This is a genomic window from Curvibacter gracilis ATCC BAA-807 (assembly GCF_000518645.1).
Classification (GTDB): domain Bacteria; phylum Pseudomonadota; class Gammaproteobacteria; order Burkholderiales; family Burkholderiaceae_C; genus Curvibacter; species Curvibacter gracilis.
This window is the reverse complement of the sequence record NZ_KI912466.1, coordinates 379034-395550: the sequence shown is the minus strand read 5'-3', so window position 1 is coordinate 395550 and position 16517 is coordinate 379034. Positions and strand designations below refer to the sequence as shown.

Here is a 16517-nt window from a genome sequence, read left to right as displayed (position 1 = left end):
CCGCTGCGGTTCAGCGGTCCAGCACGATGCGCAATTCGAGGGCGGGCTGAGGCTGGTCGCGCCGGGCTGTCAGGCGTCCGTTGTCGAGTTGGCTGAGGTCGGCCTGCCAGCCAGGCAGCTTGGGCTGCTGACCTTGCAGCCAATGGAAAAGTGCCGTGATCGGCACGGGCGTGCCGGTGGCGTCGGCGGCCAGTTGGGCCAGCGTGGCGTAACGGCGGGTCTCGCCGCGCGCCTGCCAAAGTGCCTGATCAGGCGTCCATTCAAGGTGGGCCACCGTGCTGCCCAGCGGGCTGAACAGCTCGAGCGAGCCCTGATCGGGCGTGCCCAGCAGCTCAAAACTGGCCGACCAGGATTGGGGGGCGTCGCCCTCCACCTTCAAGGCCAGGCGCCCGCTCCACAGGTGGGCCGGGCGCGGGCTGCCGTCGTCGGGTGAGGCGCGCCTGCCGCTGGCGCAGCCCAGCAAGCCCAGCGGCGACAACACGCCCGCAAAGACGAGGCGCCTGCGCAGGCGCAGTGGTTCGGGCGTCATGGCTTGACGTTGAACCGGCGCATCGTGTCCTGAAGGGTTTCGTTGTCCCGGCCCAATGAGAGCCCTTGTTTCCAGATCGCGGTGGCACGGCTGCGCTGACCGGCGACCCACAGTACCTCACCCAGGTGGGCGGCGATCTCGGGGTCGGGTTTGCTCTGGAACGCCTTGTCCAGGATCTGGATGGCGTCCTGCAAACGGCCACGCTTGAATTCCACCCAGCCCAGGCTGTCGCTGATGAAGGGATCGTTGGGGGCCAGTTCCAGCGCTTTCGTCACCAATTGGTGTGCCTCGTCCAGGCGCAAGCCACGATCGGCCAGCGAGTAGCCGAGAGCGTTGTAGGCGTTCTGGTTTTCAGGCTGTTGCGCAATGATGTCGCGCAGCAGCTTTTCCATCTGGTCGAAGCGCCCCAGCTTCTCGGCCATCATGGCCAGGTCGTACATGAGGTCGGTGTCGTCTGGGCTGGACTGCAGGGCCGAGTCCAGCAATTGCAGGGCGGCTTCGTAGGCCTTCTGGCTGCGCAGCAGCTGCACTTCAGCCATCAGCCGGGTGCGTGCTTCGCTGGGGGTGTTGGTGGGCAGGGTTTGCAGCAGCGCACGGGCCTCGTCGACCTTGCCCTGGGCCCCCAGGATGGCGGCCCGCCGGGTGCGCGCCGTGGTCTGCAGCGAAGGGCTGTCGATCTTGCTCAACCAGGCGTTGGCCGCCGCGTAGTCTTGCCGCTTCTCTGCCAGTTGGGCCAGCGACAGGTAGGCCTGCGACAGCCCGCGCTGGCGTGCCTCGCCCTCGGGTTGGGCGCTGGCCAGGCCCAGGTAGCGCTCCAGAGACTTCTGGGCCTGGGCCTGCTGGTTCTCCTCGGTCTGCAGAGCGCCCAGGATGAGCCAGGCCTCGGCCAGCTCCGGTTGGTTGATGGTGACCGTGGTGAGTTGTTGCTGCGCTTCGTTGTAACGCTGCGCATCCAGCAAGGTGCGGGCATAGGCGATCCGCATCTCACCCTTCTGGGGGTACCTGTCCAGGTAGCCTCTGACCAGGGTTTCTGCCGCGGGCGTCTTGGGGCCCATGATCTGCAGGGCCAGCCGAACCGGTGCCTCGGAGGCTGGTTGCAGCTTCAAGCCGGTCTGGGCGGCTTCCAGCGCCTGCGGGGTCTGCCCGGCGGCCAGCCGCAATTGGCCCACTGCTGCCCAGGCGTCGCCGGCCATCTCGGGGTGGCGCAGCTCTTTGTCGAGGGCTTCTTCCACCACCTTGGCGGCCAGGGCGCGGTCGCCAACCCGGCCGTACAGGGCCGGGATGGCCGCCAGCAACTGGGGTTTTTGCGTGGCCGATGCCAGGGCCAGTTCGCGTTGCAGCGCCGGGATCGAGTCGCTCACCCGGTTCAGTGCCAGCAGGATCTGCAGCACGTAGCGATTGGCCTCGCGGGACTCGGGTTGGGCCAGGCGCCAGTTCTGAGCCGCTTGCAGCGCCGACTCGCCTGAGCGGGCCTGCAGTGCAATCTCCATGGCGCGCTGGTAAAGACGGCTGTCGTTGGTGCGGCGGGCGCTGTCGAGCAGCAGTGCAAAGCCTGTGGCCGGGTCAGCGCCCTTGGCATTCATCTCGCCGAGCAGGATCTCGTAGAACAGCTGGGCATCCATGAGCGACGGTGGCTCGGGGGCTTCGCGCTGCGGCGCGGGCGCGGGAGGCGTCTGGGCCTGGACAGGCTGAACAAGGGCCAGCAGGACGGCGGCGGCAACAGGAACCAAGCGGCGAAAAGGCTTCATCGACTCATAATAATCCATGCTTGCAAACGAAATGTGCGATGCCCGAATTACCCGAAGTTGAAGTCACCCGGCGCAGTTTTGCCGATCGCATCGCCGGTGCAGAAGTGCTCTCCGCCAGCCTGGGCAAGCCGCTGCGTTGGCCCTTGGGCTGCGAGCCGTCCGCCCTCGTGGGGCGGCGTGTGCTGCGGGTGCGGCGGCGCGGCAAGTACCTGTTGCTCGATCTGGATCAGGGCCTGTTGTTGTTGCACCTGGGCATGTCGGGCAGTGTGACTTTCGGTGCGGCCGCCACCCCGGCGGGGGTGCACGACCATTTCGACCTGCACACCAGCCAGGGCCTGCTGCGTCTGCACGACCCGCGCCGCTTCGGCGCGGTGGTGCACGCCCGTGATGAGTCGGACCCTGTGGCTCGCAAGCTGCTGGACCACCTGGGCCTGGAGCCGCTGGGCGATGATTTCCAGGTTGAGAACTTTCACGCCGGTTTGCGCCAGCGGCGTTCGGCCATCAAGCAGGTGCTGCTGGCGGGGGATGTGGTGGTGGGTGTGGGCAACATCTATGCGTCCGAGGCCCTGTTTCTGGCGGGCATCCGCCCCACCACCCGGGCCGATCGCATCAGCCTGGCACGGGCGCGCCGCCTGCACGGTGCCATCCGGGATGTGCTGGCGCGGGCGGTCGAAAAAGGGGGCAGCACCCTGCGCGACTTCAGCAACGCCGAGGGGCAGTCGGGGTATTTCCAACTCGAGGCCATGGTGTATGGGCGCGCCGGGCAGCCCTGCCGGGCCTGCGGCACCTTGGTCAGGCAGCTCAAGCAGGGCCAGCGCTCCACCTTCTATTGCCCCCAATGCCAACATGCCTGAGCGTGCGGGCCTGAGCGCAAGCCTTGGCGCCAAGGGGGCCGATGCTATAGTCAATCGCACATCGTTTCGGGGCCGCCGTGGGCACAACTTTCAATGAACAATTTGACCAGCATGGGGCTTGGCGGCGTGATTTCGCGCTGCGCCTGAAGCAGCTGGGCGAATGGGCGCGCACGCACCGCCTGGCAGATGCCGCCGTGCAGGGCCAGCTGCAGCGCCTGGAGGCCCAGGTGCGGGCCGACAAGGTCACTGTGGCCTTTGTGGCCGAGTTCTCCCGCGGCAAATCAGAGCTGATCAACGCCTTGTTCTTCGCCGGCTACGGCCGCCGCATCATGCCGGCCGCGGCCGGCCGCACCACCATGTGCCCGACCGAGCTGGGCTACGAACCGGATCTGCCGGCCTGCCTGCGCCTGCTGCCGGTACAGACCCGGCTCGAGCCCCTGGCCCTGGCCGAGTGGCGCGAGCGGGCCGCACAGTGGACCCGCATCGACCTCGACCTGCAAGACCCCGAAGCCCTGGCGCAAACCCTGGAGAAGGTCTCGGAGGTGATCCGGGTCAGCCAGGACGAGGCGCGGGCGCTGGGCTTCTGGCATGACGAAACGCCTGAAGACAACCCCTTGCCCGATGCCGCCGGCCTGATCGAGGTGCCCCGCTGGCGCCACGCGCTGATCAACCTGGCACACCCGCTGCTGGAGCAGGGCCTGGTGATCCTCGACACCCCGGGGCTGAACGCGGTCGGGGCCGAACCTGAGTTGACCGTCAGCCTGATCCCGCAGTCGCACGCCGTGGTGTTCATCCTGGCCGCCGATGCCGGCGTGACCCGCTCTGACCTCACCATGTGGCGTGATCACCTGGCGCCGCCCGAGGGCTCGTCGGTGTCGCGCCTGGTGGTGCTCAACAAGATCGACACCCTGTGGGATGCCTTGAGCAGCCCCGAGCAGATCGAAGCCCAGATCCAGCGCCAGCGTGCCCAGTCGGCCGAGATGCTGGGCGTGCCGGTCGAACAGGTGCTGGCCGTATCGGCCCAGAAGGGCCTGGTGGCCAAGGTGTCGAACGACGCATCCTTGTTGGCCGCCAGCCGCCTGCCCGCCTTGGAGGACGCGCTGGGACAAGGCCTGCTGGGCAGCCGCCGGGCGATTCTTCAGCAGGCGGTGGCGCAGGGCGTGGGCGATCTGCGAACCGAACTGGGGCGCGTGTTCAACATCCGCCGCCGCGATCTGGCCGAGCAGATGCTCGAGCTCAACGGCCTGCGTGGCAAGAACGCCTCGGTGATCCATGGCATGCGCATCCGCATCGAGCAGGAGCAGGGCGAGTTCGACGAGAGCAATGCCCGGGTGCAGGCCGTCAAATCGGTGCACCTGAAGCTGCAGCGCGAGGCCTTGCAGACGCTGTCGGCCAGCAACCTGAAGATCATCCTCAGCCAGCTGGCGCAGGCCCTGCGCCAGCCCGGCATCAAGCTGGGCGCGCGCAAGGCCTACCTGGACACCTTTGCGGAGCTGCGTCGGGTGCTGAAAAGCGCCATCAGCGCCAGCGGCGAGTTGCAGACCATGCTGTCGAGTTCGTTCAAGCAGTTCAATGCCGAGTATGGCTTTTCGCTGCAGGTGCCCACCGCCCCCGACATGACCCGCTACGAGGCCGAACTGCTGCGCATCGAGAGCAATCACCTGCAGTACCTGAGCCTGGGCAATGTGCTGCGCCTGGCCCAGCCGGCGTTTGGCGAGCGCCTGGTGCGGGCCCTGGGCACGCGCCTGCGCGTGGTGCTGGAGTCTGCCGCCAACGACCTGGAGCTCTGGAGCCGGGCCGCCATGGCGCAGATGGACGCCCAGGTGCGTGAGCGCCGCCGCAGCTTCATCCGCCGGCTGGAGGCGATCGACCGCATCCAGCAGGCGGCCACCAGCCTGGCCGACCGCATTGCCGAAATCGAGGCCAGTGAGCAGCAGCTTGAGCGCCAGTCGCGCCAGTTGCAAGGCCTGACCGAAGACCTGCTCGAAGCGGTCGACCAGGTGCCCCAGCGCCCTGAAACCATCACCGGGTGAGCAAATGACCGAAACACTGGCCCAACGGGTCGTCCGTTGGCAGCGCGAGCATGGGCGCCATGATCTGCCCTGGCAAAACACCCGCGACCCCTATCGGGTCTGGCTGTCGGAAATCATGCTGCAGCAGACGCAGGTGTCGACCGTGCTGGACTACTTCGACCGCTTTCTGGCGCGCTTTCCCGATGTGGCCGCGCTGGCCGCAGCCGAGCAGGACGAGGTGCTGGGCCTGTGGAGCGGCCTGGGCTATTACAGCCGGGCGCGCAACCTGCACGCCTGCGCGCGCCAGGTGGTCGAGCGGCATGGCGGGGCGTTTCCGCGCAGCGCCGAGCTGCTGGCCACCCTGCCAGGCATTGGCCGCTCGACGGCGGCGGCCATCGCCTCCTTCTGCTTTGAAGAGCGGGTGGCGATCCTGGACGGCAATGTGAAGCGGGTGCTGACCCGGGCCCTGGGCTTTGGTGACGACCTGGCGGTGGCGGCCCATGAGCGCCGCCTGTGGGATCTGGCCACCGGTTTGCTGCCCGAGGCGCCCGCCACCGGCGGCGATGCCGATCGCTCACCCGACATGCCGGCCTACACCCAGGGCCTGATGGACCTGGGCGCCACGGTCTGCACCACGCGCAAGCCGGCCTGCCTGCTGTGCCCGCTGCAGGCCACGTGCAAGGCCTTGGCCGAGGGCGAGCCCGAGCGCTACCCGGTGCGCACCCGCAAACTCAAGCGGCGTGCCGAAAGCTGGTGGCTGTTGTGGCCGGTGGGCCCGCAGGGCCAGGTGTGGCTGCAGCGGCGCCCGCAAAAAGGCATCTGGGCCGGGCTGGAGTGCCTGCCCGTGTTTGACAGCGAGGCCGCATTGCCGGCCAGCCCGGCCGGCCTGTCGGTGCAGGCACTGCCGGCTTTTCTGCATGTGCTCACCCACCGCGATCTGTATTTGCACCCGGTGCAATGGCGCTGCGAGCAGGTCGACCAGCCCCCGGTGCCGGGCCTGGAAGGGCGCTGGGTGGCCGCGAGCGACTGGCCGGCCCTGGGATTGCCGGCGCCGGTGCGGCGCCTGTTCGAGGCGCAGTGATCCAGTGACTGGGGGGCTCAGTGGCTGTCGAGTTCGCGGTGGCGGGTCAGGGTGACCCAGTCGGCCGCGAAATGCCGTGACAGCTGCTCGACCAGGTACACCGAGCGGTGCTGGCCCCCGGTGCAGCCCACGGCCACGGTGACGTAGCTGCGGTGATCGCTGGCCATGGAGGGCAGCCAGTTGGCCACAAATTCGGCCACCTGGCGCTGCATCTCCCCCACCGGGGGGCTGGCGGCCAGGTAATCGGCCACAGGCTGGTCTTTGCCGGTGAGGGCGCGCAGCTCGGGTTCGTAGTGCGGGTTGGGCAGCATGCGCACGTCGAACACAAAATCGGCATCGACCGGAATGCCGCGCTTGAACGCAAACGATTGAAACACCAGCGTCAGCTGGCTGGCCGGCGCCGAGACCAGGTCCTTGACGTGGCGCTGCAACTGGGCCGCCCGGATGAAGCTGGTGTCGATCACATGGGCCTGCTCACGCAGGTCGGCCAGCAGCTCGCGCTCGAGTTCGATGGCCTGCACCAGGGCGCGTTCTTGCGTGGCGCCCTGCGACAGCGGGTGGCGGCGCCGGGTCTCGGAGTAGCGCCGCACCAGGATGTCGGTGGTGGCATCGAGAAACAGTGGCCGCACCGTGATGCCCGCGTCGCGCAGGGCGCGCAGCTGCTGCGGCACCTGGGGCAGCGAGGTGGCGCTGCGCACATCCATCGCAATGGCCAGTTTGTGGGCGTGGTGGGCCTGCTCCAGGGCCACCAGGGGTTGCAACAACTCGGGGGGCAGGTTGTCCACGCAGTAGAAACCGGCGTCTTCGAGCGCGTGCAGCGCCACCGATTTGCCCGAGCCGGACATGCCGGTGATGAGGACGATTTCCATGGCTCAGGCCCTTTTCTTGCGCGCCACAGGCGCAGCGACGGCAACGGGTTCAGGCAGTGCGCCCGGCGGCACCCGGTCCAGCATTTCGCGGGCATGGGCCAGCGAGGCGGCCGACTGCGCGTCGCCACCCAGCATGCGCGCCACCTCCTGCACCCGGTTGTCGGCGCTGATGGGGGCCACGCTGCTGCGGGTGCCACCGGCCCCCGACAGCTTGGACACCTGCAGGTGCTGGTGCGCATAGGCGGCCACCTGGGCCAGGTGGGTCACGGCCAACACCTGCCGGTCTTGCCCCAGTTGGCGCATCAACTGGCCCACGGTCTGGGCCACGGCGCCGCCCACACCCGAATCCACCTCGTCGAAGATCAGCGTCTGGGCCTGGCCCAGGCGGCTGGTGGTGACGGCAATCGCCAGGGCAATGCGCGACAGCTCGCCCCCCGAGGCCACCTTGCCCACCGGCCGGGGTGTGGTGCCGGCATGCCCGGCCACCAGAAACTCGACGTCTTCCAGCCCGCTGGCACCAGGGCTGGCGGCGGAGGGCAGGGCCACTTCGAAGCGGCCGCCCTTCATGCCCAGCGACTGCATGGCGGTGGTGATGGCCCGCGACAGCTGCGGCGCGGCCACGGCACGCTGGCGCGAGACCTGCCGCGCTTCGGCCAGAAAGGCTTTTTCGGTCTGCGCGGCGGCACTTTCAAGCTTGTCGAGATCGGCCGCGGCGTCCAGCGTCTGCAACTCGCGCTTCCAGTCGGCCAGCAGGGCGGGCAGGTCGGCCGGGGGGCGCTTGTAGCGCCGTGCCAGGCCCATCCACTGCGTGAGGCGCTGGTCGAGCTCGGCCAGGGTGTCGGGGTCGAGGTCGGTGCGGCGCAACCAGGCGTTGAGCGAGTGCGCCGCATCCTCGGCCTGGGCCAGGCTGGAGGCCAGCACATCGGCAATGGCCTTGAACTCGGGCTCCAGGTGCTCATGGTCTTGCAGGCGGGCCTGGGCGCGGGCCAGCAGGGCCACGGCGCCGCCGTCTTCGGCTTCCAGGGTTTCGATGGCGCCCTGGGCGGCCTCCAGCAAGGTGTGCATGTGGGACAGGCGGGTGTGCTGATTGCTCAGTTCGTCCCACTCGTCGGCCCCAGGGGCCAGTTTGTCCAGTTCGCCGATCTGCCAGGTCAGGCGTTCACGCTCGCGCAGCAGCGTGGCCTGGGCCGCGCGGGCGTGCTCCAGCGCGCTCAGCGCCGTGCGCCACTGTTGCCAGCTGGTTTGCATGGCGCGGGTGTCGATCTGGGCATAGGCGTCCAGCAGGCTGCGCACCGACTCGGGTCGGGTCAGGCTTTGCCAGGCGTGTTGGCCGTGGATGTCGAGCAGCAGGTCGCCCAGCTGGCGCAGCTGGGTGGCTGTGGCCGGGGTGCCATTGATCCAGGCGCGGCTCTTGCCCTGGGCATCCACCGTGCGGCGCAGCAACAGGCTGTGGTCGTCGCCCTCCAGGGCGGCCTCTTCGAGCCATTGGCGCACCTCGGGTGTCAGGTCGAACTCGGCACACAGGTCGGCACGGGCCGCACCGTCACGCACCACCGTGGCATCGGCCCGGGCGCCCAGCGTCAGTTGCACCGCGTCGATCAGGATCGATTTGCCGGCGCCGGTCTCGCCGGTGAGCACCGTGAAGCCCTGCGCCAGGTCCAGTTCGAGTTGCTCCACGATCACGAAGTCGCGAAGGGCTATGCGTTTGAGCGCCACGGTCAGGAACCTCCCTCGTTCCAGTGCATTTTCTTGCGCAGGGTGTCAAAGTAGCTCCAGCCGCGCGGGTGCAGAAACCGGGCCCGGTGCACCGAGCGGCGCACGATGATCCGGTCGCCCAGCATCAGCGAGGCCAGCGATTGCATGTCGAAATTGGCGCTCACGTCGCGCCCGCTCACGATCTCGATCGCCACCTCGCCCGTGTCGGCCAGCACGATGGGACGGTTGGACAGCGTGTGCGGGGCAATCGGCGCCAGGATCCAGCCCGGGATGGACGGGTGCATCAAGGGCCCGCCGGCCGACAGCGCATACGCGGTGGAGCCGGTGGGCGAGGCGATGATCAGCCCGTCAGCGCGCTGGTTGGCCACAAAATGGCCGTTCACCTCCACCCGCAGCTCGACCATGCCCGAGGTGCCACCCCGGTTGACCACCACGTCATTCAAGGCCAGGGCATCAAACACCACATGGCCGTCGCGCATCACCTGCGCATGCATCAGGCTGCGGTGGTCTTCTTCGTACTCGCCACGCAGCATGGGGCGCAGCGTGGTCTGGTAGTTCTCCAGGGGGATGTCGGTGATGAAACCCAGCCGCCCCTGGTTGATGCCGATCAAGGGCACGCCATGACAGGCCAGCCTGCGGCCTATGCCCAGCATGGTGCCGTCGCCACCCACCACCAGGCACAGATCGCAGCGTGTGCCGATTTCTTCGACGCTGAGCGTGGCGTAAGAGCCCAAGCCCGTGTTAGCCTGGGTCTCGCTTTCCAGCACCACCTCACAGCCTTGACGGGCCAGAAAATGCGCGATGTCATCCAGCACCTGACGCGAGTTGACGGCATTGGCGCCAGGCCCATGAGTCTGGTACTTGCCGATCAGGGCAACGTGGTGGAATTTGGACTTCATTCGATAAATTACATCATTAAAATCGCGCCATGCTCGATGACCGTTCCAAGTTGTTGTTGAAAGCTCTGGTCGAGCGCTACATCGCCGACGGCCAGCCGGTCGGTTCGCGCACGCTGTCCAAGGCCTCGGGCCTGGAATTGTCGGCCGCCACCATCCGGAACGTCATGTCCGACCTCGAGGATCTGGGCCTGATCGCCAGCCCCCACACCTCGGCCGGTCGCATTCCCACGGCGCGGGGTTATCGGCTGTTCGTGGACACCATGTTGACAGTGCAGCGTGAACAATTGTTGACGCCCCAACTGGCCCCCGAACAACCCCAGAAGGTGATCGCCAATGCGGCCCACCTGCTGTCCAACCTGTCTCAGTTCGTGGGCGTGGTCATGGCCCCCCGGCGCACCTCGGTGTTTCGCCACATCGAGTTTCTGCGCCTGTCCGACCGCCGTCTGCTGGTGATCATCGTCTCGCCCGATGGCGACGTGCAGAACCGCGTCATCTTCACCGAGGCCGACTACACCCAATCCCAGCTGCTGGAGGTGGCCAACTTCCTCAACGCCAACTACGCGGGCCTGGCCATCGAGCAGGTGCGCGAACGGCTCAAGGGCGAGGTCGAAAGCCTGCGCGCCGAGATCGCGGCCCTCATGCAGGCCGCCGTCAATGTCAGCTCGGACGCCCTCACCCAGGCCCAGGACGAGGTCGTCATCTCGGGTGAACGCAACCTGCTGTCGGTCAGCGATTTTTCGGGCGACATGGGCCATCTGCGCCGGGCCTTTGACCTGTTCGAGCAGAAAACCCAGCTCATGCGCCTGCTCGACATCTCCAGCCAGGCCGACGGCGTGAGCATCTTCATCGGCGGCGAAAGCAAGACCGTGCCTTTCGAAGAACTCTCGGTCGTCAGCGCCCCCTACGAGGTCGACGGCCAGATCGTGGGCACCCTCGGCGTCATCGGCCCCACCCGCATGCCCTACGACCGCATGATCCAGATCGTCGACATCACGGCGAAATTGGTCACCAACGCCCTGAGCCACAACAAGTAGCCTCTTACAATACAAAGATCCTGACCCGGTCACGGGCTCAGGTTGGGGGGCGTTAGCTCAGTTGGTTAGAGCAGAGGACTCATAATCCTTTGGTCGCGGGTTCAAGTCCCTCACGCCCTACCAAGCTAGACAAGGAAACCGCGCTATCGAATAGGTAGCGCGGTTTTTTCTTGGGCGGGCGATGTCGGTGATTTGTAAGTCGCTTCTTGTCCTGGGGTGGCAGGCCCGGCGTTCAGGGCGTCAGAGCGGTCGCAATTCGACTGGGGATGGCTGGGGCGCCCAAAGCCCGTCAACGGCCTGCCTGGGGCGATCCGCCGCAATCCGGCCTCAGTTCCCCGCCGCCAGGCGCTGGTCGATCCAGTTGAAGGCGTCCTGCACGTCGTAGTTGCCCGCATGGCCCTGGTCCCAGAACAGGGCGTAGTCCACGTTCTTGACCTTGGTGTCGGCCTTGAGGGCGCGGCTGATGTTGTAGGCCACGGTGAAGGAGGTGTCGCGGTCGCGTGCACCGACTCGGATGCGCCAGTGGGGGGTGATGCCGTCGGTCTTGCCGATGTAGGGCAGGGCGTTGATCAGCTTGTACTGGTTCAGCAGGTACGCCTGTTGCGGGTTGCTGGCCCAGGTGTAGCCGGTGTTCTTCAGGCCCACATCGCTTTGCGTGGCGTTGATGGCGTCGCCGCCGTTGTTGTTGTTCCAGGCGTACTCGGTGAAGTTGGAGTACACCTGGGCGGCCGTGCCGAACAGGTTGGATTCGCCGCCGCTGTAGTTGCCGTAGATGGTGGCACCGGCCTTGGTGGTGTCGCTGGTCGCGGTGGCGGCCAGGGCGGGGGTCTGGCCGAGCTGGTCGAAGGCGGGCAGGGCCTTGAGGCGAGCCTGCTTGGCCACGAACTTCAGGTAGTTCGAAAAGTTGAAGAAGGTGACGGCGCCGCTGGCATCCACGTTGATGAAGTCGTTCTTGTAGTAAAGGGTGCCGCTGCCGCCGGCCACGCCATTGGCGGCAGCGCTGCCGTTGGCGTTGTAAGCGACGAAGGCCTTGCCCGATTTGACGTAGGCACTGGCTGCTTTCGTGATCTCGCTTTGCAGGGCGGTCAGCATGTTGTCGGTGGTCAGCGCGCTGCCGTCGTCGTTTTTCAGGCCCAGGCTGGCCTGGTAGGCCACAAACTTGTTCATCAGGGTGGCGCTGCCGCTCGGATCGGGGTTGGACGCGCGCACCAGCTCGTTGCCGTTGGCATCGACGATCAGGCCGGCTTTCTGGTCTGCCGACACCAGGCTGCGGGTGTTGAGCACGTTGAACATCCACTCATACGCCAGGTCGGCGCTGCCCAGGTCCTGGATGGGGCAGTAGGCCACGACGGCGTAGACCTTGTCGCTGAGGGTGGTGCTGTTGCCGTTGATGTCGATGCCTGCTGCGCCCACCGCCTTGAGGTAGGGCAGGTAGTCGGTGCTGTCGCCGGTGGCACCGAGCTGGGTGCTTTGGGCGCCGCCACCGCTGGTGCCGTTGACCACGATGCGGCTGGCATTGCCTGGCATCAGGCTGTCGTTGAGGCGCAGGTAGCGCACGGCGGCCTTGGCATCCACGATGGCGGCCGGGGCCTTGCCCTGGTAGATGCCATCGGTGTAGACGCCTGCGGGGGCCACGGCCCCCCGGCTGCGCGAGGCCATGTTGATGTAGACGAAGCCACGCGCCAGCGCAGCCCCTTTCTTGTCGGTGTCGCTGTTGCTGACGTAGCTGCCGCCGTTCACGATGTCGGCGCCGCTGTAGTTGGCGCTGGTGATCGCGTCGGTGCCGTTCCATCCGCCCTTGCCCCCCTGGTAGCTGGCCAGCCAGCCGGCGTTGTTGACGTTGAGCAGGATGGCGTTGTCCTGGCGTGCCGCGTCAACCTCGCGCACGAAGATGTTCATGTTCTGGTAGCCGCAGGCCTGGTTGTCCACCGCGCCGGCCGATTGCGTGGGGGCCAGCTTCATGGGTTTGGCGACATAGCACACCTCGCGGTACCAGCGCACGGGGGTGCTCACGCCGTCGAGGGTGACGGTGATGGTCGTGTACTTGGACTTGTCGAAGGCCAACTGGCTGTCGTAGACGCCGCCGAACAAGCTGCTGCCGCCACCGCCGCCGCCACAGGCGGTCAGGATGCCGGCGGCCGTGAGGGCCGCGACAGTGCCGGCCAGGGTGCGCAAGGGAAAGTGCTGGGTCATGTTTGTCTCTTCAGATGTGGTGGTGGTCGGGCATCACGGCCCAGGGCGGGCCCGGGTGGGGCTGGCCGCTGGTGTGCTCTCCGTCTTCTTGCTCGGGTGCTTGTGCCCTGCAAGTGGACGGATTCTTGAGAGATGCCGCACATCTGAAAAGATGCTGAATCGGTGGGCGTGAACTCCCTTGGTTATCACGCCGGTGCCGATAGGGCCTGGATCGGCCCTGGGGGCGGGGCCACTGCAGAGCCCCAGAGCCCCAGAGGCCCAGAGGCCCAGAGGCCCGGATCAAGGGCCTGGGGTCAGCGCTGAGCTTGGCTGGCGCGTGCGGCGGCAGGCTGCAGCCGCATGATGATCACCGCTGCGATCAGGCAGGCCCCGCCGGCCACGAACAGGGCCGGTGTGTACGAGGCGAGCACCGAGCGCGACAGTCCGGCGCCGTAGGTGGCGGTGGCGGCGCCCAACTGGTGGGCGGCAAAGACCCAGCCAAAGACCACGCTGGCGCGTTCGGGGCCGAACTCGGAGGCGGCCAGCTTCACGGTGGGGGGCACGGTGGCGATCCAGTCGAGCCCGTAGAACACGGCAAACATCGACAGGCCGACCAGGGTGAACTCGGAATACGGCAGCCAGAACAGCGAGAGCCCACGCAGCCCGTAATACCAGAACAGCAGCTTGCGGCTGTCGTAGCGGTCAGACAGGTAGCCCGACAGGGTGGTGCCCACCAGGTCGAACAGCCCCATCATCGACAGCACCGACGCAGCCGGCACCGCCCCCAGGCCGTTGTCGCCACACAGCGAGATGAAATGGGTCTGGATCAGGCCGTTGGTGCTCAGCCCGCAAATGAAGAAGCTGCCCGCCAGCACCCAGAATGAGGGCACCCTGGAGGCGCTGGCCAGCGTGCGCAGCGGCAGGCCCCAGTCGGCTTTGGCCGCAGGGGGTTGGATGGCCTCACCCGCGGGGGCGCCGTAGGCATTGAGCTTCAGGTCGGACGGGTGGTCGCGCATGAACAGCAGCATCAGCACAAACACCCCCAACGAGGCCGCAATCACCGGGGCCAGGGCCCAGCGCCAGCCGTATTGCTCGATGAGCCAGACCACCAGCGGCAGGAACACCAGCTGCCCTGTGGCGCTGCTGCCGGCCAGCAGGCCCATCACCAGGCCCTTGCGTTGCACAAACCAGCGGTTGGCCACCGTGGCGCCCAGCACCATGGCGGTCAGGCCGGTGCCCACGCCCAGCAGCAGGCCCCACAGCGCAAAGGCCTGCCCCAGGCTGTGCATGAACACCCCCAGCAGCAAGGCGCTGGCGATCACCGCCGCGGCAATGGCCACCATGCGCGACACACCATAGCGCATCAGCACCATGGCGGCAAAGGGCCCCAGCAGCCCATACAGTGCAAAACGGATGGCAAAGACCGAGGACAACTCGGTGGTGGTCCAGCCAAACTCCTGGCTCAGCGGCTGCATCAAGGCGCCGGGCAACCCCAGGGCGGCCGAGGTGACCAGCATGGCCAGAAAAGTCAGGGCCGCGATCACCCAGGCGTAATGGATGCCCAGGTGTTTCAGATACAAAGCCAGACGGGGTGCGAGCATGCGGTGGCGTCCTTCAGGGTGAAGGGCTGCTTCGCCGATGGTTGAGCGAGGCGGCTGGCTTCAGGTTGTGTGGGTTGAGGGTGTTTATGATAATGGTCGATATCAAAAAGTGTCAACGAGGTGTTCAGCCATGAAAGTGACCAAGGAGCAGGCGCAGCAAAACCGGCAGGCCTTGCTGGATGCAGCCGGCAGGCTGTTCAAGAAGCACGGGATCGACGGCATCGGCGTGGCCGAGGTGAGCCGGGAGGCGGGCTTGACGCCCGGTGCGCTGTACAAGCACTTTGCCGACAAGCAGGACCTGGCGGCCCAGGCTTTCAGCCACGCATTCCGGCGGGGTTTTGACCGGGTCAATGCACCACGGCCCGGGGGGGAGCGCGATGTGGACACCTACCTCAAGGCCTACCTCAACCCACGCCGGCGCGACGACCTGGAGGCCGGGTGCCCCTTGATCGCCACAGCCTGTGAGACGGGGCGCCAGGGAGAGCAACTGAGCCAGAGCTTTGCCGAGGCCTTTGTCGAGTTCCGTGCCGGCGTCGAGTCGGTGCTGCCCGACACGATGGATGCGGCGCAGCGGGCCGCGCTGGCCAGCGTGTTCGTGGCCGCCTTTGTCGGGGCCAATGCGATCTCGCGCGGCGTGGTCAAGGCCGACCGGGCGCTGGCCGACGAGGTGCTTGATCAGGTGCGTGGCGTGCTGGCTTCACTGGCACCGACACCCGGCGGCGCCGAGCCCGGAGCGCCTTCACCTGAATCCGAACCCTGCTGAGACAGGTTCAGTTCTTGTTTTTGCAGCGGTAGGTGCGCAAGGCGGCTTCGCGGATCAGGTAGTCGGCCGGCAGGCCCCATTTCTCGGGGTGATCGCGCACGTGTTTGGCCACGATCTGGTACATCTGCATCGACGCAAAATCGTCGGGCGTGCACAGAAAGTCGCGGTCCCCCAGGGTGGCGTCCCAGACCCCCATGACATAGCCCATGAACATCAGGATGTCGCGGCCATCCTTGGCGCTTTGCAGGCCCTGGCGTTGCCGCTCGTAGGCTTCCGACCAGCGATTGAGTTCGGCGCCGTCGATGAATTCGGCACTGGCCCCCACGCAGATCAGGCCGCCCAACAAGGCGGCGATGCCCTGGCGCACCCAGGCGCTGGTGGGGCGGATGGCAGAGGCCTTGGCATGACGGGAGGAGGGTGGGAGCATGGGCTGCAGTGATCAGGGCGATGGTCGGAGTGTGGGGGTGGGCTGAGGGCTGGGCCGTCCCGAGGTGTCTGCACTGCCAGCCCCTGTGGATGCCAGTCCGGTGGTGTCAGCGTGCGCCAGTTCCTGGGCTGGTGGCCGGCTGGTCTCGGGTGGGCGGGCCGAGGGCAGGGGGGTGGAGTTCCACAGCAGCATCAGCCCGATGGTGCACAACAGTGTGGCAGCCATCAGCGCAATTGCCACGGTCTGAAGAATGCGGTTGGACGGCTCGCTGGAGGGGTGTGCGCCCGTGCCGGCTTCGCCACGCCACGCCTTGCAATGAGGGCACACGAACGCATCAGACGCGTACGCCGTTCCGCATTCACGGCAAGTCACCCGTGCCATCGACCGCTCCCCATCTGGCTCATGCTGCCACCTCCTTGTGAGCTTAGATTTTGCCCAATTCCGGCGCCTTCGGGGCACCGCGGCTGCAGATTCATGGTGGTCGCCCAAGCGGCTGGGTCTTTTGGCAAAAGATCAAAAAAATTCCGGGTTTCCCCGAGTGGGCTCGAAAGTCGTGCATAATAGCGGTCTTCGCACAACGAAGCGCTTCTGGCCTGAAGCCAAGCGATGCAAAGCAAGTAAGAAAAATTTTTCAAACTTCGCAAAGCACGCAAAAAAATCAGGTTAGAATACAAAGCTCAGCGGCTGTAGCTCAGTTGGATAGAGTACTTGGCTACGAACCAAGGGGTCGTGGGTTCGAATCCTGCCAGCCGCACCAAACGACAAGCCCTAGAACAGAAATGTTCTAGGGCTTTTTCGTTTCCGGCATCCGC

At 66.7% G+C, this 16517-nt stretch carries 14 protein-coding genes and 2 tRNA genes; 7 read left to right on the top strand and 9 right to left on the bottom strand.

The features are described 5' to 3' along the window. Window positions 1-10: 10 nt before the first annotated feature. Window positions 11-529: a lipoprotein insertase outer membrane protein LolB gene (locus L880_RS0127390; RefSeq protein ID WP_043330816.1), complete on the bottom strand. Its 519-nt coding sequence runs from the start codon at window positions 527-529 to the stop codon at window positions 11-13. Continuing rightward, window positions 526-2277, bottom strand: coding sequence for a tetratricopeptide repeat protein (locus L880_RS0127385; RefSeq protein ID WP_245615397.1), 1752 nt, complete (start codon window positions 2275-2277; stop codon window positions 526-528). Before L880_RS0127385 ends, L880_RS0127390 begins: the two co-directional genes overlap by 4 nt. Before the next feature lie 38 nt (window positions 2278-2315). Here L880_RS0127385 and mutM point away from each other — a divergent pair, with 38 nt between their 5' ends. From mutM to mutY, 3 genes are all read left to right on the top strand, one after another. After that, window positions 2316-3131, top strand: a complete 816-nt coding sequence (gene mutM / locus L880_RS0127380; RefSeq protein ID WP_027478300.1) for a bifunctional DNA-formamidopyrimidine glycosylase/DNA-(apurinic or apyrimidinic site) lyase — start codon at window positions 2316-2318, stop codon at window positions 3129-3131. Between the two features lie 77 nt (window positions 3132-3208). Continuing rightward, a complete protein-coding gene (locus L880_RS0127375) occupies window positions 3209-5164 on the top strand; it encodes a dynamin family protein (RefSeq protein WP_019576045.1) in 1956 nt (651 codons plus the stop codon). Window positions 5165-5168: 4 nt separating this feature from the next. Then, entirely contained in the window at window positions 5169-6224 is a 1056-nt protein-coding gene (gene mutY / locus L880_RS0127370) for an A/G-specific adenine glycosylase (RefSeq protein WP_027478299.1), read from the top strand. 17 nt (window positions 6225-6241) lie between these two features. On the opposite strand, the gene rapZ is transcribed toward mutY, so the two are convergent. From rapZ to L880_RS0127355, 3 genes are read right to left on the bottom strand one after another with little or no spacing between them, the layout of a single operon-like run. Beyond that, window positions 6242-7093 carry an RNase adapter RapZ gene (gene rapZ / locus L880_RS0127365; protein ID WP_027478298.1) on the bottom strand — a complete coding sequence of 284 codons (852 nt, stop codon included), beginning with the start codon at window positions 7091-7093 and terminating at the stop codon, window positions 6242-6244. A 3-nt stretch (window positions 7094-7096) separates the two neighbouring features. Then, a complete protein-coding gene (gene recN, locus L880_RS33795; RefSeq protein ID WP_051443632.1) occupies window positions 7097-8809 on the bottom strand; it encodes a DNA repair protein RecN in 1713 nt (570 codons plus the stop codon). 2 nt (window positions 8810-8811) lie between these two features. Continuing rightward, window positions 8812-9708, bottom strand: a complete 897-nt coding sequence (locus L880_RS0127355; protein ID WP_027478297.1) for an NAD kinase — start codon at window positions 9706-9708, stop codon at window positions 8812-8814. 29 nt (window positions 9709-9737) lie between these two features. Between L880_RS0127355 and hrcA the strand changes: the two genes are divergently transcribed. Then, window positions 9738-10742 carry a heat-inducible transcriptional repressor HrcA gene (hrcA, locus tag L880_RS0127350; RefSeq protein ID WP_019576040.1) on the top strand — a complete coding sequence of 335 codons (1005 nt, stop codon included), beginning with the start codon at window positions 9738-9740 and terminating at the stop codon, window positions 10740-10742. 46 nt (window positions 10743-10788) lie between these two features. Further along, window positions 10789-10865: transfer RNA gene (locus L880_RS0127345), tRNA-Ile, on the top strand. A 204-nt stretch (window positions 10866-11069) separates the two neighbouring features. On the opposite strand, the gene L880_RS0127340 is transcribed toward L880_RS0127345, so the two are convergent. Together L880_RS0127340 and L880_RS0127335 are read right to left on the bottom strand one after the other, a co-directional pair. Further along, a complete protein-coding gene (locus tag L880_RS0127340) occupies window positions 11070-12935 on the bottom strand; it encodes a subtype B tannase (RefSeq protein WP_027478296.1) in 1866 nt (621 codons plus the stop codon). A gap of 293 nt (window positions 12936-13228) precedes the next feature. Continuing rightward, the gene (locus tag L880_RS0127335) at window positions 13229-14515 is read right to left on the bottom strand and encodes an MFS transporter (protein WP_027478295.1); all 1287 of its coding nucleotides are present in this window, start codon (window positions 14513-14515) and stop codon (window positions 13229-13231) included. A 130-nt stretch (window positions 14516-14645) separates the two neighbouring features. On the opposite strand from L880_RS0127335, the gene L880_RS33790 reads away from it, so the two are divergent. Further along, a complete protein-coding gene (locus L880_RS33790) occupies window positions 14646-15278 on the top strand; it encodes a TetR/AcrR family transcriptional regulator (protein WP_051443631.1) in 633 nt (210 codons plus the stop codon). A gap of 7 nt (window positions 15279-15285) precedes the next feature. On the opposite strand, the gene L880_RS0127325 is transcribed toward L880_RS33790, so the two are convergent. Both L880_RS0127325 and L880_RS35970 read right to left on the bottom strand, forming a co-directional pair. Beyond that, window positions 15286-15705 carry a Rap1a/Tai family immunity protein gene (locus L880_RS0127325; protein WP_027478294.1) on the bottom strand — a complete coding sequence of 140 codons (420 nt, stop codon included), beginning with the start codon at window positions 15703-15705 and terminating at the stop codon, window positions 15286-15288. A 12-nt stretch (window positions 15706-15717) separates the two neighbouring features. Further along, window positions 15718-15930, bottom strand: a complete 213-nt coding sequence (locus L880_RS35970) for a hypothetical protein (RefSeq protein ID WP_157463081.1) — start codon at window positions 15928-15930, stop codon at window positions 15718-15720. 455 nt (window positions 15931-16385) lie between these two features. On the opposite strand from L880_RS35970, the gene L880_RS0127320 reads away from it, so the two are divergent. Continuing rightward, a tRNA-Arg gene (locus L880_RS0127320) sits at window positions 16386-16462 on the top strand. Window positions 16463-16517 lie beyond the last annotated feature (55 nt).

What these genes read in the sequence shown, in the direction of transcription:
- L880_RS0127385 (WP_245615397.1), bottom strand. Translation starts at nt 2,277, where the DNA reads ATGAAGCCTTTTCGCCGCTTGGTTCCTGTTGCCGCCGCCGTCCTGCTG.
- L880_RS0127325 (WP_027478294.1), bottom strand. Translation starts at nt 15,705, where the DNA reads ATGCTCCCACCCTCCTCCCGTCATGCCAAGGCCTCTGCCATCCGCCCC.
- rapZ (WP_027478298.1), bottom strand. Translation starts at nt 7,093, where the DNA reads ATGGAAATCGTCCTCATCACCGGCATGTCCGGCTCGGGCAAATCGGTG.
- L880_RS0127340 (WP_027478296.1), bottom strand. Translation starts at nt 12,935, where the DNA reads ATGACCCAGCACTTTCCCTTGCGCACCCTGGCCGGCACTGTCGCGGCC.
- hrcA (WP_019576040.1), top strand. Translation starts at nt 9,738, where the DNA reads ATGCTCGATGACCGTTCCAAGTTGTTGTTGAAAGCTCTGGTCGAGCGC.
- L880_RS33790 (WP_051443631.1), top strand. Translation starts at nt 14,646, where the DNA reads ATGAAAGTGACCAAGGAGCAGGCGCAGCAAAACCGGCAGGCCTTGCTG.
- mutY (WP_027478299.1), top strand. Translation starts at nt 5,169, where the DNA reads ATGACCGAAACACTGGCCCAACGGGTCGTCCGTTGGCAGCGCGAGCAT.
- L880_RS0127355 (WP_027478297.1), bottom strand. Translation starts at nt 9,708, where the DNA reads ATGAAGTCCAAATTCCACCACGTTGCCCTGATCGGCAAGTACCAGACT.
- L880_RS35970 (WP_157463081.1), bottom strand. Translation starts at nt 15,930, where the DNA reads ATGGCTGCCACACTGTTGTGCACCATCGGGCTGATGCTGCTGTGGAAC.
- L880_RS0127390 (WP_043330816.1), bottom strand. Translation starts at nt 529, where the DNA reads ATGACGCCCGAACCACTGCGCCTGCGCAGGCGCCTCGTCTTTGCGGGC.
- L880_RS0127335 (WP_027478295.1), bottom strand. Translation starts at nt 14,515, where the DNA reads ATGCTCGCACCCCGTCTGGCTTTGTATCTGAAACACCTGGGCATCCAT.
- mutM (WP_027478300.1), top strand. Translation starts at nt 2,316, where the DNA reads ATGCCCGAATTACCCGAAGTTGAAGTCACCCGGCGCAGTTTTGCCGAT.